Below are 238 nucleotides of genomic sequence, written 5' to 3'. Positions count from 1 at the left end.
GGCGAACTGCTGCTGGATCCGGGCGAGTTCTACATCCTGGCCTCGTCGGATGACGTGGAGATCCCCGTCGATCAGGCCGCCGAAATGACCCCCATAGATCCGTCGGTGGGCGAGTTCCGCGTCCACTACGCCGGTTTCTTCGACCCCGGCTTCGGCACGGACGAGGCGCATGGAGCAGGCTCGAAGGGCGTGCTGGAAGTCCGCACCCACGACACCCCCTTCCTGTTGGAACACGGCC

Annotated in this window: 1 protein-coding gene; it reads left to right on the top strand. The window is 65.5% G+C overall.

What is annotated here, in order from left to right; genetic code table 11:
• Positions 1–238, top strand: a 238-nt coding sequence (locus CVH10_RS24220) for a 2'-deoxycytidine 5'-triphosphate deaminase (RefSeq protein WP_181244754.1), incomplete at both ends; no start/stop codon positions are given.

Origin of the sequence: Halomonas sp. ND22Bw, from assembly GCF_003011945.1 — a bacterium.
Lineage (GTDB): Bacteria > Pseudomonadota > Gammaproteobacteria > Pseudomonadales > Halomonadaceae > Halomonas > Halomonas halophila.
The sequence above is the reverse complement of the archived record's forward strand: the minus strand, read 5'-3'. Positions and strand labels throughout refer to the sequence as shown.